Here is a 21,931-nt window from a genome sequence, read left to right on the forward strand (position 1 = left end):
TCCGAATCTGAGAGGTCTCTCTGGTTAAGGATCGGTGAACAAACCGTGCTGGTTTCCCTCCAGCACCGAGTGCACCCGCCGTAGACGGTCCAGCCACCAGTCCCGACGCTCCCCCGATGCTGCGTACTGCTCAAGCAGCCCCGGATCGGCGATGCTTTCGCGCAACGTGATGGCGCCGTCGTCGGCCACCAGTGGGTCCAGCGTGATATCAGAGGCGAACAGCGAAACGGTTCCCAACCCACAGGCGTACGGAAGGGACGGTAGGGCCGCTGCCAGTGCGAGCCCGGCACGGATGCCCACGGAGGTATCCAGCGCAGAACTGACGACGGCGGGCAGCCCGGCTTGGTGCACGATGTCCAAGGCCCGCCGGACTCCCCCGAGTGGAGCGACCTTGACCACGATGAGGTCTGCAGCACCGGCTCTGGCTACCCGAAGGGGATCGTCTTCCTTGCGAACGCTCTCGTCTGCGGCGATGAGGACAGGTGTCCCCGCGGCAACGAGGCGACGGCGGACCTCGGCCAGACCGTCGATGGTGGGGACGGGCTGCTCGGCATACTCAAGGCCAACAGCGGACAGCTTGCCCAGGGCCTCCACTGCTTGCTCTACGTCCCAGCCTCCATTCGCATCCACCCGCAGGGCAGCGTCTGGAAGTGCCCTACGTACTGCATTCACCCGGGCGACGTCGTCTGCCAGGGCCTGACCACGTTCGGCAACCTTGATCTTGACCGCATCCACGCGGCCGAAGCGAGCCAACACGTCAGGTACACGTTCGGCAGGGACAGCAGGAACTGTGGCGTTGACCGGGATGGTGTCCCTCAGCGCCGGGGGAAACCCAAGCCAGCCCGCTTCCACGGCCGCGGCCAGCCAACGGGAGGCTTCGTCGTCGTCGTATTCAGGGAAAGGACAGAACTCGCCCCAGCCCAGCGGCCCCCGTAGGAGGAGCGTCTCGCGCTCCATGATGCCGCGGAATTTCACGCGCATGGGCAGCGATACTACGTGGGCGGAGTCGAGGAGTTCTTCAAGGGAGGGCAGAGCAGGCATGGTGCCACTGTACCGGCGGCCCTCCGCCTCAATGGAAGGCGAATTGGGCTATGTGGAAATCTACGGCGACCAGTAGTTCCGCACCCGTCCCAGGGCGTCGTCGAACTGCTCACCGGCCAGGACAAGCGAACTTTCAGGCATTCCCAGCTCATCCCAGCGTGCCACCAGCTGCGCATCCCCTTCTACGGGCAGCGGCCACAACCAGTACCGCGCGGAGCCATCCACTTGCTCGTCACTTCCGCCGGTGCCACCGCCGCCTTGATGGGTCAGCACGGGGCCCACCATGTCTTCGGAACCTTCAAACATGGAAGGGGTGGGATGCGCGGCGACGGCCTTCCTGCCGTCGGGGAACGCCACGCCCATCATGATGCCGGGCAGGCCCGGCCGGCTGAAGCTCTGCTCCATGACGTCGCGCCATTCCTGGTCTGATTCGTTTTCGCGCCGGACACACCACACCGTGTCCAGCAGGCACCCTGTGGAGTAAACCTCCACCGACTTCAATGCCACCACCATCCTGGGGCTGTTGTAGAGAAACTCACCAACAGGCACGATGCCCGGCAGCTCATCCGTCGGCGGACCGAACCATCCTGGCCGCACCGGCTGCGGTTGTCGTGGCCGCGCAGAGGGTTCGGGGAGGTCGTCGAAGAAGCTCATAATCCACTCATACACCACCACACAGACACTGGGGAGGGGTACCTGACAACCGAGAGACCTCAATCGCGATATTCTCGGAATACGACTCAATGTGGGGGAGATATGACGCAATCAATGCCCGGTTCCACGACGCCTCCCGGCTGGTACCCGGACCCTTCGGACCCGCGGTTCGTCCGCTGGTGGGACGGACATGCTTGGACTGCAAACCAGGCGCCAGCCCAATTCCAGGCAGCGGCCCAGTTCCAGGCGCCCGTCCAGCTGCCACGTCCTGAGCTCAGCCCGGACACGCCGGTGTACAACCCGTTCATCTGGGCAATAACCTTGCTGCCGCTGCTCTCCGTCCTGCTCCTGCTCACTTGGCAGCCGGAGTTCAGGATGATCACCACGCGGCAGGGCGTTACCACCATGGACCCCTTCTCCATGTACACCCCCGGCTATTTCCTGCTGATGGGCGCAAGCTTCCTGTCCTACGGGCTTTCAGTGCTTTTCGCTTTCCTGGACCGTCAACGCCTGCTCAAGTCCGGCGTCGTCCGTCCCTTCCACTGGGCTTGGGCGTTCCTCAGCGCGCTCGTGTACGTGATCGGCCGCTCTGTGATCGTCAACAAAGTGGCGCCCAAACGGGGGCTGTGGCCGGTGTGGGCCAGCATCGCCGTGATTGTTATCAGCCTGGTGATTGCCGGCATTTGGACGTCCAACTTCATGCAGTCGATGTACTCCCAGTTGGGGTACTCGGTCAACGCATGACAGCAGCGCCCGGCTGGTATCCCCCGCCGGAAACACCACGTCCTTTGTTGCCCACAGATCAGGCAGTTGGCAACCCGTTCATCTGGCTACTCGCATGCCTGCCCTTTGGCGTGGGTACCCTGATGCTGTCCTGGAACCCAGAGGTTCACGCCTACATCGCAAGCAGCGGATACCTTTCCATCGATCCCACTTACATCTTCACAGCAGCCTATTTCGCGATCATGATCGGCTTGATTCTCACGTACGGCGCAACGGTGGTCCTCGCTGTGTTCGACTACAGGTGGCTAGTCCACCGCGGCGTCGTGCGGCCTTTCAATTGGGCATGGTCGTTTCTTGGCGGTGTGCCCTACGTGATCGGGCGAGCCGTGGTGATTCATAAGGTGGCACCACGAAGAGGGCTCTGGCCAATTACAGTCATCGTTGCAGCGTGGGGCCTCTACATCGTCGCAGGGTTCGCCAAAGCGCTGCCCTTCATGCAGTCGGTGTTCTACGAACTAGGGTACTGAAAGCCCGGCCCCCTCACACGCGTTAGGTAGACTGCTGACAGAAGACGGAAGGACTCTCCCGATGAACCGCAAGGCCACTGCACTGGACGTCGCCAAGAGGGCGGGTGTCTCCAGGAGCGCGGTCTCCTTGGTTCTGAACGGCCGCGGCGACGGGAATGTGGCCAAGGAGAGCCAGGACCGGATCCGCGCGGCGGCGTTGGAGCTGAACTACTCCCCCAATGCGATCGCGCTGAGCCTGCGCAACCAGCGTTCCCGGGTTATCGGGATCCTGTCCGACGAAGTGGTGGTCAGCCCGTTCGACGGCAACATCATCGGCGGCGCGGATGACATTGCGCGCAGCCGCGGCTTTGTCACGGTTGTCATGGACACCGAGCGGGACAGCGCCCGGGATGCCGGCGCCATTGAGACCCTCCTGGACCGGCAAGTCGATGGGCTCATGTACGTCACAGTGGGCTTGAAACCGATCGACGTTCCGCAGGGCATGCTCCGCGTTCCGTCCGTGTTGGCCAACTGCTACGACGCCCTGCCCGAACCGCAGCTGCACCACGTGATTCCTGATGAGGTCACCGGCGGACGCGAAGCCACCGAGCACCTTTTGCAGCTGGGGCACCGGGACATCGCGCTGCTGGCAGGATATGAAGACTCGCCGGCCGCGCCACTCCGCGTTCAGGGGTACCGGGATGCGCATGCAGCGGCCAACGTTCCGCTACGGAGCGACCGGATTGTCATGGCCGGATGGGACATTGATGCCGGCTATCGCGGCGCCATGAAACTGCTCGACGACGTGTCCCCGGCTGATCGGCCCACGGCCATCATGTGCGCGAACGACCGCCTCGCCGTCGGAGTGACACTTGCGGCTGCCCGGCTTGGGCTCAGCGTCCCCGGGGACCTGTCCGTGATGGGCTACGACGATGAGACCCGGATCGCGGACACCATGGTCCCGGCGCTCACCACCATGGCATTGCCGCTGCGGGAGATCGGCCGCGCCGCGATGACCACGCTGCTGGACACCATCGAGGGAACCAACACCACAGGAAAGGGGACCACCGTGGAAACGATGGTCCCCTGCCGCCTTGTCATCCGGGAATCGACCGGCCCCGCGCCCACGCGCTAGGCCGCTGACGTCGCAAACACCAGAACAGCGCACGACGCCGGCCTGCCCCCTATACGGGAAGGCGCAACTCCCATACGTCGGCGGTCGCGCCGTGGGGCAAGGTGAGCTGCCATTCCTCTCCCGGAGCAGGGTAGGCCCGAAGGGTGGTGGCGACGGAACCGGAACGGTAGACCTCCACGAGGGAAGCATCGACGAAGATCCGGAGCTTCTCCCCCGCAGCCAGGGAACCTGAGTAGACCAGTTGGGCATCCGCCCCTGAACCAAGCACCAGCTCCACAGAGCCGGAACCAGAACCGGAGCCAGAACCGGAAGAACCACCGCGAACCAGCACCTCGGCAAACGCAGGCACAGCAACGGCACCGGCAGCACCCTCAGCCACAGCAGCACCCCGGTACGCCTCAATCTCAGGCGCAGGAGTGACAGCCAGCGCCCCGTCAACCACGGACAAAACGCGCGGATGCGTCAGGACACCCGACCACCCGGCGTCGTCGATTTCTTCCTGGGTGCGGCCCCGGCGACCGTCGCGTCCGGGACCTTCGTTGGCCCACCCCCACAGCAACGCTGCAGGCGCGGAGTCAGCAGAGCCATAGGAGAGCTGCACAATCTGCGGCGCGTAGAAGTCGCGGCCAAGATCCGCCTTCCCACCCGAAACGGGAGCAAACACAGGCAACCCCGTGGCAGGATCCGCGGACAGGGAGCCGGTCAGGTACCCCACCCCATTGGCGTGCTCGTGATCGTCCCCGGAGAGCCATAGCGAGAACATCATGACCCAGGTGGAGCCACCAGAAACGAGGGGTACCTCCACCAGCTGCGGGCACTCCCAGATCTCGGCCGGGGTGTGGACAGCAGCCACCGGATCAGCAGTGGTCAGCCAGATGCCTTGGTACTCCCAGACGTCAAGGGAGTCCACTGTGTACAGCAGCAAAGCGGCGCGCCCGTCGGAAAGCCCTGCACCCTGCATGGCGTAGCGGGCACCGTTGAAGTGGAAGATGAAGGGGTCGCGAACGGCGGTCACCAGCGGATCAGCCGGCATGGACGCAGCAACGTGCCCGTCCTGCTCCCAGGAAACAAGATCGGCGGAGCCACGGGCTATGACTACCTGTGAGTGCCCGCCGTGGTCCTGGATACCCGAATAACAAGCGGTGGGCACGCCATTGTCCGAGGTCACTACACCGGTCCAGCATCCGGCGGAGTCGGGCCCGCCCGCCTGGGGAGAAAGCGCCACGGGGTGCTCTTCCCAACGCACTAGATCACCAGAGCTCACATGCCCCCAGTTGATCTGAGAGTGCCGCGCGGACGACGGGTTGTACTGGAAGAACACGTGGTACCGGCCATTGATGTAGCTGATGCCGTTGGGATCGTTGATCCAGCCTTGCGCCGGGCGCGGGTGGAAGCGCGGGAAGGCGGGATCCGGGTGCGTTGCCGCCATGGAAAGCGAGGAAGAGAGTGCAAGGTCCGTCAACGGAACCCCTTTCAGAAAGACGACGAGAGAACTACTTGCCCGTACCGGCGGTGAGCCCGTCCTGCAGCGCGCGCTGGCCGAACATGAACACCACCAGCGCGGGAATCATGGAGAGGACAACACCGGCCAGGACCACTGAGATGCTTCCGGTGCCGAGGTTGCCTTGAAGGGAGACCAAGCCCAGCGGGAGGGTGAAGTTCTGCTCGGAGATGGTCATGATGAGTGGCCTGAAGAACTCGTTCCAGTGGAAGTTGAACGCCAGGATGCCCACGATCGCCAGGCCCGGCATGGCCAGCGGCGCATACACGGAGCGGAACGTCCGCCACGGCGAGGCGCCGTCGATCGCGGCCGCTTCAGCGAGCTCACCCGGCAACCCCATGAAGTACTGGCGCATCAGGAAGGTGCCGAACGCCGTCGGGATGGCCGGAATGATCAGCGCCAGAAGCGTGTCCGAGAGGCCAACACCGCGGATCAGCATGAAGACAGGCACGATCGTGACCTGTGCGGGCACCATCATGGTGGCCAGCACGATCGAGAACAGCGCGCCCCGCCCCCGGAACTTGAGGTGCGCAAACGCGTAGCCGGCCAGCGCGGCGGTGAGCATCTGCCCCACCGCGATCAAACCGGTCACCAACGCACTGTTCACTACCAGGGCCACGATGTTGAGCTGCTTGAACACTTGCTCGTAGGAGGTCAGGTCCGGGTTCAGCGGTAGGAAGGCGGGCGGCAGCTGGAAGGATTCCGACGGCGGCCGCAGCGAGGTGGACAGCGTCCACAACACGGGCCCCAGGACAAAGACGGACGCGATCAGCAAGACGATGACGCGGACGGCCACTGACCAGTCGCGCTTCTTTCGTGTAACTACAGGCGCCGTGGTGGTGACACGTTCTTGAATAGTGGTCATGACGGGCCTTACTGGTAGAAGACGAATCGTTTGCTGAGCCGGAATTGCGCGGCGGTGATGGCCATGATGATGAGCGTCAGGATCACGCCGATCGCCGAAGCCTGGCCGAATTCGAGGCGTTGGAACGCGGACTCGAAGATGACCATCACCGCCGTGCGTGTTGAGTCACCGGGCCCGCCGCGGGTCAGGACATAGGGCTGGTCGAACACTTGGAGGGCGTTGATGATCGCCATGACCGAGGCCACCAGCGTGGTGGGGCTCAGCAGCGGCAGGGTCACGAACCAGTGCTTGCGCCACCCGGTGGCGCCGTCGATGGACGCGGCCTCGTAGGTCTCCACCGGAATGGAGGCCAGCCCGCCGATGAAGAGCAGGAACGAGAACCCGAAGTTCTGCCACACATAGACAAGAATCACGACGGCGGCAGATCCACCTGGCGTCGTCAGCCACGGGACCGCTGGGATGCCGACGATGGACAGCATCCAGTTCACTACGCCGAACTGTTCGTTGAAGAGGTAGCGCATGAAGATGGACACCGAAGCCGCTGACAGGATCAACGGGAAGAAGAACGCGGAGCGGAAGAAGACCCTCAGCCACGCCGGAAGCTTCTCCTGCACCATGATCGCCAAGCCCAGTGCCAGTCCAAGCTGGAGTGCCACGGCCACCACAACAAACACGATGGTGTTCAGGAATGAGACCCGGACGGTGGGGTCCTGGACTACCTCGGCAAAGTTGTCGAAGCCCACGAACGTCGGCGCGGAGATAATGTCCCAGCGGAAGAACGCGAGCGCGATTGATGCCACGATCGGCAGCAGGGTGAAGATGCCCATGCCCGCGATGGTGGGCGCCAGGAAGGCCCACGGCAGCCAGCGTTGCTGCGCGCGGCCGAGTTTGGAGCCATGGCCGTTCTTGTGGGCGGCCTGGCGACGGCCCGGATCACTCCCCGTGCCCGTAGGCGTACTGGTTGCGGTGCTCATGGTTGCCTCCTCAGGGCAAGTTCGAGGTCACGCTGCATGGAGTTCAGGGCGTCTTTGAGTTGGCGCTCATCTCCGCTGACGGCAAGGCTCACGTTTTTCATGAGGGCAGTTTCGACGGCGGCCTGCTGGGGTGGCGCTGGAATGGGACCTGTGGTGGGGAACCTGTCCAGGGTGTCGTAGAAGACTTTCCAGTTCCGTGGACCAGTTCCTGCGTAGAGCTGCTCATTGACCATGGACCGCCGGGCCGGTGTGGTGTTCGGGGTAGGGAACACGATCTGCATGGCCTCAAGGCTGGAGCTGAACTTCACCCATTCCCAGGCGGCGTCCTTGTCCTTGGCGGTCTTCATGATCGCGTACCCGGCCGTGCCGAACTGGTGGCGCTGGGTCCGCCATTTCGGGAAGAACTGGACGTCGAATCCGTCCTCAGTCATCCCCGCCTCGTGGAGGCCTTGCACCCAATAGCCGCCCGCCGGCGTCGTACCTATCCTGTTGGAGGCGAAGAGGCCGATCAGCGCGCTACCGCCGCCTTCCTCGGGCCGGACACCCAGCCCGTCCTTCACCAGACCGCGGAGGTAGTCGAAGGATTCGAAGACCCTGGGATCGTCCGCGTTGGGTTCCAGCCACTGGTAGCCGCCGGAGCGAAGGCTGCGGGAGGGGTCGTTGGCGTAGAAACTGTCCCAGAGCCATTCGCCGCCCGGGGACTTGGTCTCCTTGAGGAAGCTTGTCTCGTTGGCGTAGAGCCACGGCACCACTCCGCCGAAGAGACGGTTGGTCCAGTAGTACGGCGTGAAGTCCTTGGGGTTGGCCTTCTTCATTGCCGCGAGTGTGCTGCGGAAGTCGGTGTGCGTCCAGTCATCGGCGGGCCGCTCCAGGCCTGCCGAACGAAGTGACGCGGTGTTGTAGTACATATTGGCCGCGTTCCAGTCGATGGGGAGCTGGAAGAGGCTGCCTTTGTACATGAACGCTTCCACCAGGCTGGGGTGGACGTCCTCGAAGTACTCCTTCATGTCCGCTGCGTCGCGGCGCAGGTACTCGTCCAGCGGGTGGGCCAGTTTTTCAGCGAAGAGCTGGGCACCTTCCGTGGCTACGTACACGACGTCCGGAGGGGTGCCCGCGGCCACCATGGTGAGGATCTTGGTGAAGAAGTCCTTCCAGTCCACGGCCTGGATCGCTTGGACCTTGACCTTGATTTCGGGGTGGACTTTGGCAAAGGCGTCGATGACCTTTTGGCGGGCCGCCGCGTCCGCCGCGGTGCCCATGATGGCGATGCTGAGGCTGTTGTCTCCCCGGCCTGGAATGTCCGTCCCGGTCAAGCGCGGCCACGACGCCGCGGTTACTCCAACAATCCCGGCGCCGAGGGCTGTGAGGGCACTTCTGCGTGTGAATTGACGCAAAGCCCCATTGGTTCCCGACATGTAGATTTCCTTCCCTAACACGTGTTAGGAAGCTTAAACCCGCCACCTAACACGTGTCAACCGTCACAGGAATGTTGCAGGCATCTCACTGAGCCCCGCCACGCGAAGGCAGTACTCACATGGGCCATCCAGAGAACTGTGGCACCCTAGACAGAATGAGTTCCCAGCAATTCCGCACCAGCGGGAGGTCGAGCAAACGGCCGCTTCAGCAGCGCAACGCAGGCGTTGGAACAGGATTCCTCTTCATCCTGGCCACGATCGCCAACGTGGTGGGCCTTGCCGCGACCTACTACTTCTTTGTTCGCACCACCATGGGCCAGTTCATCGACGAGTCAGCACTGGTTGAAGCCACGGTGTTGGGCGGAACAGCCGGCAGGGCCTCCACGGAATTCCTGGACATGCTCCCCATGCTTTCACTGGCGATCGCCGCCATTATGGTGCTCTTCGTGACCATCGCACGCCGCCGCTGGAAGGCTGCCGGCATCGCTGTCGCAGCCTGCGTCGCAGCCAACGTGGCCACCCAGATCCTCAAGTTCCTCATTCCGGACAGGCCCGACCGCGGTGTGCAAACCCTGGAACTGAACTCACTCCCCTCCGGACACACCACGCTGGCCGCCTCCGCCGCTGCCGCAGTGTTCCTCATGGTTTCGCCGCGCTGGCGCCCCTTGGCTGGCTTCCTCGGAAGCTCCTTCGCCGTAGCCACCGGGGTCTCCACGCTCATCAACCAATGGCACCGCCCGGCCGACGTCGTGGCAGCCTTCCTGCTCGTTGGAGCTGTCATGCTCCCCGCAGGGTGGCTCATCCTGCGCACCGGCAGCAGCTGGAATGTCTGGAAGGGATACGGCGAGCACTGGGCAGCATCCCGACTATGGGTATGGCTCACAGTGATCGCCCTGGTGATCGCCGGCATTGTTGCCGCATACTCCCTGCTTCAGGTCATGCCCGGCCTCAGCACCGACAGCACCATCGACTACTTCTGGGCAGGCACGGCGTTCATCGTGATCGCCGGATACCTATCAGCTCTCGGCGGCACCTGGCTCTTCGGCCTGGCGGCACGCAAGAGCTAAACGCGCTTCACGCTCGACGGCGGCGCACCACTTCGGCGCCGATCGCACCCGAGCCTATGGTGCGATTCGCGCTACCCGGCGCGCCTGGCCTGATCCTGGATGAAATGCCGGTCCTCATCAGTGAGCTGCGTCCCACCGTGGGCGTCCACGGTGTCGCTCTCCCCCGTCTCGCCATTGATGATCGCTGTGACGGTTCGGGGCACAATCATGGTTCCCGGGTTGTCGATGAGCCACTGTTGTGTGTCCGATGAGAGCTGGTCCCAGAATTCTTTGATGTGCACAACAATCAGCACTGCCCTTCATTGGTGGGGTGTGGATTCATGGAATGCGCCATTTGCGCCGGAGTGGTTCTCGGGTGATCGGGGGTGCAGGCCCTCCTTAAGGCTACGCCCGGCGCTACCTATCTTGACCCGAATGCGTCCGGGTTTCTGCGTGTGACGTCGACGGGGTGCAATCCATGGGTTACAGTTAATCCACTCGATGGATAAACAACGGCTAATCCCAGGAGCCCCCATGTCTTCCACCCTCAGCCCCGGCTTGAGCCCCACTGCCGGTCGCACTGCTACCGTTCCGGCATCCCGCGATCTCGTGGTGGACTTCATCCGCGTCGCTTGCATGTTTGCCGTAGTGGCCGTCCACCTGCTCATGATGGGCATCAGCGTGGACTCCTCCGGCGTCGGAGTAGGGAATCCCCTGACCTCCCTGAGCTGGTTCGCACAGGGAACGTGGTTTGGCCAGGTCATGCCGCTCTTCTTCGTGGTGGGCGGGTTCGCGTCGCTCACCTCATGGCGCAGCCTGCAGCGGAAGGGCGGCGACGCAGGTGACTACCTCCGGAACAGGGTGCTCCGACTGGTCCGCCCCACGGTCGCCTTGTACGCGTTCCTCGCCATTGCGTTGTGGAGTGCGACGGCGGCTGGCGTCCCGGGCGAGCTGCTGGCGGTTATCGCTGCGGGCGCTGGAGTCCAGCTGTGGTTCCTCGCTGCGTACCTGATCTGCCAAGCCATGGTGCCAACGATGGCCAAGCTCCATGGCCTGGCACCGTACCGGACCCTCGCAGCGCTGGCCGCGGGCGCCGTCGTCGTCGATGTCCTTCGCCTGGGCTTGGAGCGCAACCCGTGGGGCTTCGACTCGAACCCGATCGGCCTGTTGAATATGGTGTTCGTGTGGGGCTTGCTGCAGCAGCTGGGCTTCTTCTATGCCGATGGATTTTTTGACAGGTTCTCCCGTTGGAAGCTGGTCATGGCTGCCGCTGCTTGCTACCTCGTTATGGTTCCACTCACTCATTCCGGCCCGTATCCCGTGGATATGCTGACCAGCCAGAACCCGCCGATGTTCCCGCTCATCCTGGTGGGCTTGGCACATGTGTTGCTGGTGAAGGCCTTGTACCCGGTTCTGCAGCGGTTCGTGCACGTTGGCTGGGTGCAGAAGGTGATGTTCGTGGTGGGCAGCCGGGCGATGACCATTTACCTGTGGCACCTGCCGTTGATCATCGCAATGTTCGGCCTCGCTTTGATCCTGAGGCTGCCGTTCCCGGAGCCGGCCAGCACCGAGTGGTGGCTCACCCGGCCTCTGTTCTACGTTGCGGCTTGGGCCTTGGTGCTGCTCGTCTCAACCCCACTGGTCCGCTTGGAGCTCGCCACCACGGCCCTGGCTTCGGGTGCTTTTAGGCCCGCGATGTGGCGCATCGCTGCAGGGACTGTCCTGGCCATCATCCCGCCGTTCGTAGTGATGAGGACGGCCTTGGATGCGGCAAATGCGACGTGGGGCTTGGTGCTGCTGGTGATCGCGGTGGCCCTTGTTACCGGCAAAGTCCCGGACCGGGCGTGGAAGACGCCGCGGTTGGTGTCATCGGATTCGGTGGCCTCCTGACCCTCTTTGCAACGCCGAACGGCCGCAGAACAACCTGATGGGGTTGCTCTGCGGCCGTTGTTGGTCCAAACAGGGTCAGGAAGCAGCAGCTCCCAAAGGCTTATGGCATGCGGTAGAGGAAGGCGGCCATCGCGTCACGGTTGATGGGAGACAGCGGCCTGTAGTTTCGCTTTCCATCGGCTTCCACCCATCCAGTGGAAATTTCCATGTCCAGCATCCAAGCCATTTCCATATCGAATTGCTGCCCGTACGCAACGTCATTGAACGGCGACGGGTATGGGCTGCTGTATTCCGGTGAACCGGCCATCCGGTAAAGGAATGCCGCCATGGCATCACGGTTGATAGGCGTCAGGGGCCGGTATGTCCGCGAGCCGTCGCCTTCGGTCCAGCCGGAGGAGATCTTCTGATCCGCCAGCCACGCCATTTCCTTGTAGAACTGCTGCGTGGTCAGCACGTCCTTGAACGGGGACTTGGTCGGCGGAGTGTAAGCCGGCGAACCTGCCAAGCGATACAGAAAGGCGGCCATGGCGTCACGGTTGATGGGCGTCAAGGGCCGGTACGTTACGGATTTGTCCGCTTCCACCCATCCCGTAGAGATGCCTTCATCTGCCATCCAGGCCATTTCCCTGTAGAACTGTTGAGTGGTCAGCACGTCCTTGAAGGGCGAAATGGACGGCGGTACAAAATCCGGACCCTTGGCGCTGAAGCGTTCCGTCCACAATGTGGTGGCGCCGGGCAGAAGTACGTAGCCGTCCTTGGCCGCTGCCGTTACCGTGATGCGCCCCGTGGCCGAATGTATCCCCGGAGTAACTGGCTCGCCATCAATGAAGTAGTTGGTGCTTTCCGTGTCAGGAATGGCATAAGTGTCTTTGTCGGCAAAGGGAGCATCGGTAAACACCACAGGCTCAGGCGACACAGCCTTTTCCGCAGGGACCACCAAGGCAGTGGGTTCACTGACAACAGACAGCGAATGGTAGGCCTGCTTTGAACCGGAGACCTTGAGAGTAAGCGCCTTGCCGGAGTCCTCTTCAGTCGCCGTATACGTCTTGGCGGTGGCACTTTGGATAGGCTCCCCGTTCCGTTGCCATTGCAGGGCCAACTGGACGGGAGCAGGATCCCAACTGCCGGGGTCAGCGGTCAGCGTACCGCCAACATACGCATTACCGCTGATGGAGGGTACCCCGGCGCTTAGCGTTCCCACCCCGACTGGAGCTGTAGGAGCAGTGGTCACCGCCACGCTGGCTTGGTAGTTCTTGTTTCCGGTAACAGTCACAGTGAAAGTCGCGCCCAGGTCTCCGGGCCCCAGCGGATATTGGATCCCAGTGCCGTTGGTAAGGACGCCATTTCGCTTCCACTTGTAGTCCGTCCACACCTTGCCCGCAGGCTCCCAAACTCCGGGGGACAAGGTCAGCAACCCACCCACCACAGCGTCACCGGAGATGGTGGGAGTCCCGGGAACCACTGGGGAGGCGTCCGATGCAACGTCATTGAGAGCTGCCGTCGCATCCACCAACCCTGCTCCACAATTGCAGTTGTAGATCGGCCGCGCGGTCGCCTTCAGCTTCTGCTCTACGTCAGTGGGTGTAAGCGCGGGCAGTTTCGAATACATCAACGCCGCAATTGCTGCTACCTGCGGGGCGGCCATGGAGGTGCCTTCCTTGAGGTAGTAGTCCTCCGTGGTGGCAACATCCGTGCCGTTATTCAGGGTGGACACGATGCCGTCCGCACTGTTGTAAGTCATGTCCCCACCAGGTGCGGTGACATCGAGGTTGATTCCGAAGTTTGAGTATGAGGCCCTGTTACCGTCCCGTTTACTGGCACCCACCACCAAAACATTCGTGCAGTTTGCCGGGCTTACCAGCGATGCATCAATGTTTTCGTTGCCTGCTGCCACCACCACGGATGCGCCTTTGCTGCGGGCGAAGTCAGTGGCGTTTTGGTACACCGTTGAGCAGGCCGCGCGCCCACCAAGGCTCAAGTTGATGACGTCGGCAGGGTGGGTATTGTTCGGAACGCCGGCAACACTTCCTCCGGCTGCCCAGATGATCGAATCGGCGATATCGGAGGTGTATCCGCCGCAGATACCAAGGGCCCGGACGGGCACGATCTTGGCCTTGGGGGCTACTCCCGCAACACCCTGGGTGTTTCCAGCTACAGCAGCAATAATGCCGGCGACATGCGTTCCATGCCAGGAGGAATCCTCTGCCGACCATCCAGCACCGCACTGACCGTCGGAGGTTCTGTCGCCCTCATCCTGCGGGTTCCAATCACGGCCGTTGCCGTCACGGGCGGTTGCTGGGTCACTGATCATGTCGAAACCAGGGAGGACATTGGCGTTTAGATCGCTGTGGTTGAGAATGCCGCTATCGATGACGGCCACCACGCTCCCCTCGCCTTGGCTGACATCCCAGGCTCCCAAAACGCCCATCCCGCCGTTGCCAACCCCGTGGGCCCATTGCAGGCGGTAGTACTCATCATTGGGTGCCACAGCAAAAGGCCGCATGATGGTGTCGGGTTCGGCATATTCAACCCTTGGGTCTGCAGCGAGGGCAGTCACGAGCTCGCTGGCCTCTTCGGCGTCAAGCTTTCGTTCGGTCCGGACCACCTCCTGCCCCGTGGCCAGAGTACGAACCGCTTGGACTGGTACGCCCACGGTATCGGACGCCTCGCCAACGGCCGATCGGCGATCCGCCGACTGAATACCTGCCCGTTCCTTGAATTTCACGATGAACTGATCGGTCGGATCCGCCTCGGTGACCGTGGACTTCGACAGCGGTGCAGCACTGGGCCTGGGCTCATCGTCTGCAGAAGCAGGGAGGGCCGGCAGCACGGCGCCGGCCATCGCGATTACGACCATCAGTAGTACTCGAGAGCGCGCGCTGGCTCTCCGTCGGTTCTGCATAAACAGCGCCCTCTGCTCAAACGCCCCCAAGAGCGCGAAAAAATTGGCCGCGAGTCTACGGCCAGCATGAGTTTAGCCAGAGAGTTGAGATTCCTGCGAATTACCTGTGAGTCGAGTCTCGGATGCTGGGCAACGCCGAGGGCCGGCTGCAGAAGATTCTGCAACCGGCCCCGGTTGATTCGTACTTTGGTGTCGCTACGGCATCCGGTAAAGGAAGGCTGCCATGGCGTCGCGGTTGATAGGCGACAGCGGGCGGTATGTGTACTGTCCGTCAGCCTCCAGCCAGCCCTTGGAGATCTCTTGTTCGTACATCCACGCCATCTCCTTGTAGAACTGCGTTCCATAGGGGACGTCATAGAATGGCAGCCAATTTGGCGGCTGGTAGTCGGGCTTGTTCGCCAAGCGGTAGAGGAATGCAGCCATGGCGTCACGGTTGATGGGAGTCAAAGGTCGGTAGGTCCGTGAACCATCAGATTCCGTCCATCCCGATGAAATGCCTGTTTCAGCCAACCAAGCCATTTCCTTATAGAACTGCTGGGTGGTTGTCACGTCCTTGAACGGTGACTTGGCTGGCGGGGTGTAGGTGGGCGATCCCGCCATGCGGTAGAGGAACGCAGCCATCGCGTCACGGTTGATCGGGGTCACGGGACGGTAAGTCACGGACTTGTCCGCTTCGACCCATCCCGTGGAGATCTTCCGGTCGGCCATCCATGCCATTTCCTTGTAGAACTGCTGGGTAGTCAGCACGTCCTTGAACGGCGACTTGGCTGGAGCCGCGAATGCGGGGCCCTTTGAGCTGAAGTACGCCAGCCATTCGGAGGCTGCACCGTTAGCCAGTGCAAAGCCGTCCTTGATTTTGGCCGTTACCTTGACTTGGCCACGAGCTGAATATGTCCCGGCCGCAACGGTAGTCCCCGAGATTTGGTATTCAGTGCCAATGGATTCCGGGATCGTGTACTTGTCGTTCGCCATGTAAGGGGCCTCTGCGAAGCCAACTGCTTTCGGCGTGACCGCTTTGTCGGCCGTCACCACGGTCTGCGTAGCAGCGCTGGTCTTTACCACGGTGCCGTAAGCCGGTTTTGTGCCAGTTACCTTGACGGTCAGTGCCTTGCCCGCATCTGCATCCGCAAGGGTGTAACCCGTCCCCGTGGCGCCAGGGATGGCGGCACCGGCCCGATACCACTGGTACGAAAGCTCGACAGGTTCAGGTCCCCATGTTCCCGCGTCCATTGTCAGAGCGTTGCCGACATAGGCCGAGCCGCTGATGGTGGGAACGTTTGAGGACAACATCCCCGGCTTCACCGTGGCCGTCGGAGCTGAGGTGCCTGAGACCGTGGGATGAAAGTCCTTTTTGGCTGTAACAGTAAAGGTGAGTGTAGAGCCCAGGTCTTCCGGCAAGAGCGTGTACGAGTAGTCAGTGGCGCCGGGGATCGCCGCCCCGTTTCGGTTCCACTGATGCGTCCACTGAGTGAGGTGGTTGAAGGTCCAGTTACCGATGTCCGTCGAGGTCAACGTTTTCCCCACGAAGGGCTCACCCGTGATCACCGGAGTGCCACCAACAATTGGCTCAGCTTCCAGCTCAACGTCTCGGAGGGCACCGGTTGCGTTAATGAGCCCTGCCCCACAACCGCTGCACGTTGGTGCCTTGGACGTTGCCTTGAGCTTCGCTTCTACGTCCTCCGGCTTCAAGGCTGGCAGGACCGACAACATCATTGCTGCCACTCCTGCGACGTGCGGCGCAGCCATGGACGTGCCGGCTTTGAGGTAGTAGTCCTCCGTTGTGGCGCGGTCGGTACCGTTGTTGAGAGTGGACACGATGCCGCCCAGAACGTCCACGCTCATGTCGCCGCCGGGCGCCATGACGTCGATAGCCGCACCGTAGTTGGAGTAATAGGCTTTGCGCTCATCTTTAGTGGTGGCGCCGACGTTGATGACGTCCCGGCAGTTGCCGGGGCTCACCAGCGATGCGTCGATGTTTTCATTGCCAGCCGATACCACTACCACCGCGCCCTTGCCATGAGCGAAGTCCACGGCGTTCTGGATGGCTGCGGGACACGTGGATCGCCCACCAAGGCTGAGGTTGATGACGCGGGCAGGGTTGGCGTTCGCGGGAACACCGGGAACGGTTCCCCCTGCGGCCCATAGAATCGAGTCGACAATATCGGAGGTATAGCCACCGCACGTGCCAATGGTGCGGATGGGCACAACCTTGGCTTTCGGCGCCACGCCGGTGACGCCCTTACCGTTACCACCTACGGCCGCAACAATGCCGGCTACGTGCGTCCCGTGCCAGGAAGAAATACTGGCGGGCTCACCCGGCGCGCACTGACCAGCAGTGACGGCGTCTCCTTCATCACGCGGGTTGGAGTCGCGCCCATTCCCATCGCGTGCAACTGCGGGGTCGTTGATCATGTCGTACCCAGGGAGGACGTTTGCGTTCAGGTCACTGTGGCTCAGAATGCCGCTGTCGATGACTGCAACTACGCTGCCCTCACCTTGATTGATATCCCAGGCAATTGGCATGCGAATGCCCCCGCTGTCGTTGTCACCCACACCCCACTGAAAATCAAAGTAGGTGTCGTTGGGCCGGACATCGTGAAGCCGCATGATGGTGTCCGGTTCGGCATATTCCACAGTGGGGTCCGCCGCCAGCGTGGCAGCGAGCTCACCTGCTTCTTCGGCCCCAAGCTTTCGGTCGGTCTTGACGACCTCCTCGCCCGTTGCGGTGCTGCGAACGGCTTGGACAGGGACGCCTGCTGCACCGGCAGCCTGGCGAAGAGAAGACTGTCGGTCAGCCGATTGGATGCCCGCTCGTTCTTTGAACTTCACGATGAACTGATCGGTCGGTATCACCGACGATTGGGTGGCCGTCGACAACGGTGCCGCGCTCGGCGCCGGCACGGGCACGTCATCCGCCACTGCCGGCAACGCTGGCAAACCAGCTCCGACCAACGCGATAACGCCTACAAGTAGTACTTGAGAGCGCACGCTGGCTCTCCGTCGGTTCTGCATAGACAGCGCCCTCTGCTCAAACGCCCCCAAGAGCGCGAAAAAATGGCCGCGAGTCTACGGCCAGCATGAGTTTAGCCACTATCTGGAGTTTCCTGCGAATTTCCTGTGAGTCTTCTCCGGCAGCCGCCCGGGGTTAATGACCGAGGTTCCCTCCGCAGAAACCGAATCCCAACCTATTGGGGTTTCAGAACGCCCTCGATGGAATGAAAAGGGTCAGGAATCCACGCAGAGAAAGCTCAATAGTTACGCCGGTGTTTTAGCCGCGGAATTGCGACGGCGAACACCGCTGCCGCTGCGAAGCCCAGTACGCCTGTGGCCCAGATGCCGGCGGACAGTGAAATGGCGGCCGTCAGCCCGGAAAGGAGCACCGGTCCCCCGGTGGCACCCGAATCGGCGATGAAGCGCCAAATGCCCAGGAAGTGACTCCTACCGTTGTCCGGTGAGAAGTCGGCGCCGAGCGTCATGATGAGTCCGGAGCTGATCCCGTTGCCGAAGCCGATCAGCAGGGCAACCAGCAGCAACGGCACGAACCCGCCAGTGAACGGGATCAGGATCAGGGCGCTCCCCATAATCACCGTGGACGGGATGGCAACCCACTGCCGCCCCTTCCTGTCCATGAGCTTTCCGGCAGGGTAGAACACCAGCATGTCGATCGCTCCGGAAAGGCCGAACAACAGGGAAGCGTGGGTGGCGTCGAGGCCCAGGTGATCCGCCCACAACGGTATGACCACCTGTCGCGAAGCCCGCAAAGCACTGAGCAGCAGGATTCCGAAACCGACGGACAGGAACACCCCGGCATGGGACACCGCAACGCTCCGCAACGTGGACGCCGGAGGGCGAGGACCGCCGTCGGACGTGTCTGGGGCCACCAGGTCCGGGATGGTCAGCGACAAAGCCGCAGCCGCCATCATGCCCGCAAAGCCCACCCAGTAGGCCCCGCTGATTCCGGCGAACTGCATGACGCCGGCACCAACGAACGGCCCAATGAAGATGCCGATCCTGGTCACGCCGCCCAGCGTGGACAGTGCACGGGCGCGGTATAGAACGGGGACTGCTTCCGTCAGGAACTTTTGCCGGGCAAGGTTGAAGACGCTGGCGGACATTCCCACCAGAGTCATGGAGGCCGCCAGCAACCAGAGCCCGTGCTCCATTTGTGGTGCGAAGGCCGCGGCACCTAGCGCGATTGCGCCCAGGGCTCCGGCACCGACTATCGACCATCGTTCGCCGAACTTCTCCGTGATGATCGACGCCGGAATGTTGAAGATCCAGGATCCCAGTCCGATCAGCGTCACGATCAACGCGGAAACTGCCACAGAGGCCCCGAGGTCACGTGCCGAGAGAGCGATGACCGGAAGGACCGCCCCTTCGCCGATACAGAACAGCAGTGCCGGCCCGAAGGCCGGCAATGCGACGCTGCGAAGGCTGAACGCTTGATTCGTCTGGGTCTTGGTCATCCCTTTCATCCTAGGACTGCGGTTGCTGCGGTCGGGGCCAGCATTACGTTGTGCAATGCGCACCGGCGCACTAGTGGGGTTCGCAGTTGTAGCGGCTCCGGGATCCGGAGCCGCAACAACTACATGCGAAGCGGGGTTGCCAGCCGCGGACTACCGGCGGTTGGTTGCTGCCTTCCGGCGGCTACCTGCCGCCAGGAGCAGGCCCATCAAAAGCATGGCTCCTGCCCAGACAACGAAGGCGCCATTCAGCCCTGTATTGGCCAGCTCGCTTGAACTCCCGACGGCGGTGGAGGCTGCCGCGGTCATCGCGCCCTTTGTGGAAGCAAGGGCTACAACCGTGCCGGCTTGGGTGCCGGCTCCCGCACTGATGCCAGCAGCGGGAGTGTTGCCGCCAGCAGGCGGGTTGATAGTCGGCGGGTTCACCACGGGAGGCGCAACGACCGGAGGCGTAACGACCGGAGGCGCAACAACCGGCGGCGTGACAGTGCCAACCGAGCCGCCGCCGACGCCCACTGACGTGGACCCAACGGTTACAGGAGCAGTAATTGGAATGACCAACTGCGTGCCTGAGAGCAGCCCGCCGTTGCCGGAAGTAGTGCTGCCGCCCGTGGTGCCAGCCGGAGCAGTCCCACCCGCAGTACCGGTGTTGATAGCGGAGGATTCCCCCAGCACACCAGCCGAGGTAGCGCCGAGGTCCACCGGAGCCGTAATCGGAGCAACAACCTGCGTGCCCGAACCAATGCCATCCGAACCACTCGTCGAAGCACCCGAAGCGCTGCCCGCCGGAGCAGTGCCACCCGCAGTACCGGCGGTACCGGACGTGGCCGAGGAATCCCCAGCCACACCCACGGCAGTGGCCCCGATGTTAACAGGGACCGATATCGGAGCCACTACCTGAGCGCCGGATGCGATTGACTCTCCCCCCGACGTTGTTGCCTGCGTCGGCGCTTGAGCCGGCGCAGGAGTTGATGTTGCTGGCGTTGAGGTGGCAGATGAGTCACCCAGAACGCCCGCCGACGTCGACCCCACCGTGATGGGAACCGTCACCGGCGCGATCACTTGGGTTCCCGAGGCGATGCCGCCGGAACCGCTGGTCCCGGCTGCCGGCGTCGAACTTGTTGCCGCTGCTGGTGCGGCAGGTGTGGCTGGGCTCGCCACAGTGGAGCCCCCCAGCAGACCCACTGACGACGAGCCCAGGTTTATGGGCACCGAAACCGGGGCGACTACTTGTGTCCCGGAAGCGATGCTGTCGGAGCCGCTGGTTGTGGCAGCAGGCGCTGTGCCCGAACCTCCAGCAGTTGCCGGCGCGGACGCCGTAGCTGCTGAATCCCCCAACAGTCCCAGTGATGTGGCGCCGGTGGTGATCGGCGCTGTAACAGGCGCTACTACTTGGGTTCCGGAGAGGAGCCCGTCTTTGCCGCTGGTGGTATCCGCGGCATGTGCTGCGGTTGCGCTGAGGACAATCATGCCCCCGGCAAAGCATGTGCCGATGAGGCACTTGCGTAGGGTCGTGTTCATTGTGATCTTCTCCTGAAGGTCTTGTTCCCAGAGACGTCCGTTGACGGATCGCCTGAATTACCGTCTGCTGCGGGCTGATACGCAGCTGGGCTGGGGAACTAGTCAGGAGAGGAGCCGGGATCAAGACAGACCGGCTTTGGATGTTGTTCATCGCTGACCGTCACAAGGTCAGTAAGGGAATCTGCGGGAATGATCAGTCCGCCGTGCAGGTAGGCTGCCGCCGGGCTGGGAGGGCCATTTTGGGAGTTCCCGGATCCAGCGCCAGCCAGGCCAGCCGGCACAGCTTTGCGGTCCGCAGGCGATTCTGATGGTCCCTTCGGAGCGCCGGTAGAAGCTATTCCAGCGGCCGCCGCAGTGCCGGACGAGCCGAGCACGCGGGTTATGGAAAGCACCGGCGCAGCAGTCGCGAGTGCTGGCTGCTCGACTTGTCCGGGAGTTGATTCTTGCAGGACAGTTCCGGCAGAGCCCTCACCCTCCCGTGAACCCACGACGCCGGAACTTGGGATAGTGCCGACGCTCGGGGCCTTGTCTCCAGGCACAACGGGTGGAATGCCCGAGGTGACCGGCGGTAGGACGCTATCAACTACATCGACGATCGGCTGAACAATGGGGTTGGTGACGTCGGTGACGGGTTCCAGGGCAACGGGCGCCAGGGCATCGTTGACCGGGGGAACAACGGCTTCCACGGTCTGGTCAACGCTTCCAGTTATGGGTGTCACCACTGTGTCCGCAACAGTTTTGACAGTGTCGCCCGGAACCACGTTGTTGACGACAGGAACGGTCCCCACAAGGGTGTCCACCGAACCGCCAATCTGCTCCACGATGGGCGTCACCACCGGAACGTGGACCGATATCGGTTTCGCGGGCACTACAGCTTTGACGGGAGCAGGCAGCGGGACGTTCGGGACGGGGACGCTGATGATAGGAGCCGTCGCCTGTGGCACAGCAGCTTTTGCGACGGACCCAACGGCGTCCGTTGACGAGGAGACAGCGGTGGAGACGTTAGCCGTTACTCCACCAAGAAGTGTGTGGTTATCCGAAGCTCCGGTGTCGGCACTCGCGGCAGTTGCGGAGAGTGCTATCCAGATTGCCGTTCCGGCTCCAGCGATCATGACAGAGCGGAGAATGTTGGTAGCACGCGGGAATACGCGTGTGCCCTTCATCTCGACACCCCCAGGTAGTCGCGAACCGAATGGTCGCCTTCATCCTAGGACTGGAGCTACCCATTAGTCCATGGCTGGGAGTAAACAGGATTTCACAACGTGATTCAGGGAGGGCATTCTTCTCGCGGAATC

General features: G+C 62.6%; 17 protein-coding genes. 5 read left to right on the forward strand and 12 right to left on the reverse strand.

Going from position 1 to position 21,931, the window contains the following annotated elements:
• Positions 1 to 24: 24 nt before the first annotated feature.
• Both J3D46_RS22030 and J3D46_RS22035 read right to left on the reverse strand, forming a co-directional pair.
• On the reverse strand, positions 25 to 1,041 hold the full coding sequence (locus J3D46_RS22030; protein ID WP_253468823.1) for an o-succinylbenzoate synthase: 1,017 nt from the start codon (positions 1,039 to 1,041) through the stop codon (positions 25 to 27).
• A 60-nt stretch (positions 1,042 to 1,101) separates the two neighbouring features.
• Positions 1,102 to 1,695 (reverse strand): hypothetical protein, encoded by a 594-nt coding sequence (locus J3D46_RS22035; protein ID WP_253468826.1) that lies wholly within the window; start codon positions 1,693 to 1,695, stop codon positions 1,102 to 1,104.
• A gap of 102 nt (positions 1,696 to 1,797) precedes the next feature.
• Here J3D46_RS22035 and J3D46_RS22040 point away from each other — a divergent pair, with 102 nt between their 5' ends.
• From J3D46_RS22040 to J3D46_RS22050, 3 genes are all read left to right on the forward strand, one after another.
• The gene (locus J3D46_RS22040; protein WP_253468828.1) at positions 1,798 to 2,439 is read left to right on the forward strand and encodes a DUF2510 domain-containing protein; all 642 of its coding nucleotides are present in this window, start codon (positions 1,798 to 1,800) and stop codon (positions 2,437 to 2,439) included.
• Positions 2,436 to 2,945 carry a DUF2510 domain-containing protein gene (locus J3D46_RS22045; protein WP_253468830.1) on the forward strand — a complete coding sequence of 170 codons (510 nt, stop codon included), beginning with the start codon at positions 2,436 to 2,438 and terminating at the stop codon, positions 2,943 to 2,945. Before J3D46_RS22040 ends, J3D46_RS22045 begins: the two co-directional genes overlap by 4 nt.
• Before the next feature lie 61 nt (positions 2,946 to 3,006).
• Positions 3,007 to 4,059, forward strand: coding sequence for a LacI family DNA-binding transcriptional regulator (locus J3D46_RS22050; RefSeq protein WP_231340093.1), 1,053 nt, complete (start codon positions 3,007 to 3,009; stop codon positions 4,057 to 4,059).
• A gap of 49 nt (positions 4,060 to 4,108) precedes the next feature.
• On the opposite strand, the gene J3D46_RS22055 is transcribed toward J3D46_RS22050, so the two are convergent.
• Genes J3D46_RS22055 through J3D46_RS22070 form a run of 4 tightly spaced genes read right to left on the reverse strand, consistent with a single transcriptional unit; the run spans position 4,109 to position 8,814 of the window.
• The gene (locus tag J3D46_RS22055; RefSeq protein WP_253468832.1) at positions 4,109 to 5,521 is read right to left on the reverse strand and encodes a glycoside hydrolase family 32 protein; all 1,413 of its coding nucleotides are present in this window, start codon (positions 5,519 to 5,521) and stop codon (positions 4,109 to 4,111) included.
• A 31-nt stretch (positions 5,522 to 5,552) separates the two neighbouring features.
• Positions 5,553 to 6,425: a carbohydrate ABC transporter permease gene (locus J3D46_RS22060; RefSeq protein ID WP_159700934.1), complete on the reverse strand. Its 873-nt coding sequence runs from the start codon at positions 6,423 to 6,425 to the stop codon at positions 5,553 to 5,555.
• Positions 6,426 to 6,433: 8 nt separating this feature from the next.
• On the reverse strand, positions 6,434 to 7,399 hold the full coding sequence (locus tag J3D46_RS22065; RefSeq protein ID WP_253468834.1) for a carbohydrate ABC transporter permease: 966 nt from the start codon (positions 7,397 to 7,399) through the stop codon (positions 6,434 to 6,436).
• Positions 7,396 to 8,814 carry an extracellular solute-binding protein gene (locus J3D46_RS22070; RefSeq protein ID WP_253468836.1) on the reverse strand — a complete coding sequence of 473 codons (1,419 nt, stop codon included), beginning with the start codon at positions 8,812 to 8,814 and terminating at the stop codon, positions 7,396 to 7,398. Before J3D46_RS22070 ends, J3D46_RS22065 begins: the two co-directional genes overlap by 4 nt.
• Positions 8,815 to 8,933: 119 nt before the next feature.
• Here J3D46_RS22070 and J3D46_RS22075 point away from each other — a divergent pair, with 119 nt between their 5' ends.
• The gene (locus tag J3D46_RS22075) at positions 8,934 to 9,881 is read left to right on the forward strand and encodes a phosphatase PAP2 family protein (RefSeq protein WP_308292033.1); all 948 of its coding nucleotides are present in this window, start codon (positions 8,934 to 8,936) and stop codon (positions 9,879 to 9,881) included.
• Between the two features lie 71 nt (positions 9,882 to 9,952).
• Here J3D46_RS22075 and J3D46_RS22080 read toward each other — a convergent pair whose 3' ends face one another.
• Positions 9,953 to 10,174 carry a hypothetical protein gene (locus J3D46_RS22080; protein ID WP_253468841.1) on the reverse strand — a complete coding sequence of 74 codons (222 nt, stop codon included), beginning with the start codon at positions 10,172 to 10,174 and terminating at the stop codon, positions 9,953 to 9,955.
• Between the two features lie 220 nt (positions 10,175 to 10,394).
• Here J3D46_RS22080 and J3D46_RS22085 point away from each other — a divergent pair, with 220 nt between their 5' ends.
• Positions 10,395 to 11,750, forward strand: coding sequence for an acyltransferase (locus J3D46_RS22085; protein ID WP_253468843.1), 1,356 nt, complete (start codon positions 10,395 to 10,397; stop codon positions 11,748 to 11,750).
• Positions 11,751 to 11,850: 100 nt separating this feature from the next.
• On the opposite strand, the gene J3D46_RS22090 is transcribed toward J3D46_RS22085, so the two are convergent.
• The 5 genes from J3D46_RS22090 to J3D46_RS22110 form a co-directional block, all read right to left on the reverse strand.
• Positions 11,851 to 14,607, reverse strand: a complete 2,757-nt coding sequence (locus J3D46_RS22090) for a S8 family serine peptidase (protein WP_253468845.1) — start codon at positions 14,605 to 14,607, stop codon at positions 11,851 to 11,853.
• 240 nt (positions 14,608 to 14,847) lie between these two features.
• Positions 14,848 to 17,664 (reverse strand): S8 family serine peptidase, encoded by a 2,817-nt coding sequence (locus J3D46_RS22095; protein WP_253468847.1) that lies wholly within the window; start codon positions 17,662 to 17,664, stop codon positions 14,848 to 14,850.
• A gap of 236 nt (positions 17,665 to 17,900) precedes the next feature.
• Positions 17,901 to 19,118, reverse strand: coding sequence for an MFS transporter (locus J3D46_RS22100; RefSeq protein WP_253468849.1), 1,218 nt, complete (start codon positions 19,116 to 19,118; stop codon positions 17,901 to 17,903).
• A 150-nt stretch (positions 19,119 to 19,268) separates the two neighbouring features.
• Positions 19,269 to 20,636 carry a cell wall anchor protein gene (locus J3D46_RS22105; protein ID WP_253468851.1) on the reverse strand — a complete coding sequence of 456 codons (1,368 nt, stop codon included), beginning with the start codon at positions 20,634 to 20,636 and terminating at the stop codon, positions 19,269 to 19,271.
• 98 nt (positions 20,637 to 20,734) lie between these two features.
• On the reverse strand, positions 20,735 to 21,799 hold the full coding sequence (locus J3D46_RS22110) for a hypothetical protein (protein WP_253468853.1): 1,065 nt from the start codon (positions 21,797 to 21,799) through the stop codon (positions 20,735 to 20,737).
• Positions 21,800 to 21,931: the final 132 nt, after the last annotated feature.

This window comes from Paenarthrobacter sp. A20 (genome assembly GCF_024168825.1).
Lineage (GTDB): Bacteria > Actinomycetota > Actinomycetes > Actinomycetales > Micrococcaceae > Arthrobacter.

Coding starts and splice junctions, on each gene's coding strand:
- J3D46_RS22065 (WP_253468834.1), bottom strand. CDS start 7,399: ATGAGCACCGCAACCAGTACGCCTACGGGCACGGGGAGTGATCCGGGC.
- J3D46_RS22045 (WP_253468830.1), top strand. CDS start 2,436: ATGACAGCAGCGCCCGGCTGGTATCCCCCGCCGGAAACACCACGTCCT.
- J3D46_RS22070 (WP_253468836.1), bottom strand. CDS start 8,814: ATGTCGGGAACCAATGGGGCTTTGCGTCAATTCACACGCAGAAGTGCC.
- J3D46_RS22050 (WP_231340093.1), top strand. CDS start 3,007: ATGAACCGCAAGGCCACTGCACTGGACGTCGCCAAGAGGGCGGGTGTC.
- J3D46_RS22085 (WP_253468843.1), top strand. CDS start 10,395: ATGTCTTCCACCCTCAGCCCCGGCTTGAGCCCCACTGCCGGTCGCACT.
- J3D46_RS22095 (WP_253468847.1), bottom strand. CDS start 17,664: ATGCAGAACCGACGGAGAGCCAGCGTGCGCTCTCAAGTACTACTTGTA.
- J3D46_RS22035 (WP_253468826.1), bottom strand. CDS start 1,695: ATGAGCTTCTTCGACGACCTCCCCGAACCCTCTGCGCGGCCACGACAA.
- J3D46_RS22075 (WP_308292033.1), top strand. CDS start 8,934: ATGGGCCATCCAGAGAACTGTGGCACCCTAGACAGAATGAGTTCCCAG.
- J3D46_RS22100 (WP_253468849.1), bottom strand. CDS start 19,118: ATGACCAAGACCCAGACGAATCAAGCGTTCAGCCTTCGCAGCGTCGCA.
- J3D46_RS22060 (WP_159700934.1), bottom strand. CDS start 6,425: ATGACCACTATTCAAGAACGTGTCACCACCACGGCGCCTGTAGTTACA.
- J3D46_RS22030 (WP_253468823.1), bottom strand. CDS start 1,041: ATGCCTGCTCTGCCCTCCCTTGAAGAACTCCTCGACTCCGCCCACGTA.
- J3D46_RS22110 (WP_253468853.1), bottom strand. CDS start 21,799: ATGAAGGGCACACGCGTATTCCCGCGTGCTACCAACATTCTCCGCTCT.
- J3D46_RS22040 (WP_253468828.1), top strand. CDS start 1,798: ATGACGCAATCAATGCCCGGTTCCACGACGCCTCCCGGCTGGTACCCG.
- J3D46_RS22105 (WP_253468851.1), bottom strand. CDS start 20,636: ATGAACACGACCCTACGCAAGTGCCTCATCGGCACATGCTTTGCCGGG.
- J3D46_RS22090 (WP_253468845.1), bottom strand. CDS start 14,607: ATGGTCGTAATCGCGATGGCCGGCGCCGTGCTGCCGGCCCTCCCTGCT.